At 52.9% G+C, this 255-nt stretch carries 1 rRNA gene; it reads left to right on the top strand.

The window, feature by feature from the left end:
• Window positions 1-255: ribosomal RNA gene (locus PGH32_RS24800) — 23S ribosomal RNA — on the top strand; the annotation flags it as partial.

The following is a 255-nucleotide window of genomic DNA, read 5'->3' as shown; positions in this document are numbered from 1 at the left end:
AATCAACCGAGATTCCCCCAGTAGCGGCGAGCGAACGGGGAACAGCCCAGAACCTGAATCAGTTTGTGTGTTAGTGGAAGCGTCTGGAAAGTCGCGCAGCAAAGGGTGACAGCCCCGTACACAAAAATACACTTACTGTGAGTTCGATGAGTAGGGCGGGACACGTGATATCCTGTCTGAATATGGGGGGACCATCCTCCAAGGCTAAATACTCCTGACTGACCGATAGTGAACCAGTACCGTGAGGGAAAGGCG

This window comes from Erwinia sp. SLM-02 (assembly GCF_037450285.1).
Lineage (GTDB): Bacteria > Pseudomonadota > Gammaproteobacteria > Enterobacterales > Enterobacteriaceae > Erwinia.
This window is presented reverse-complemented; position numbering and strand designations above follow the sequence as displayed.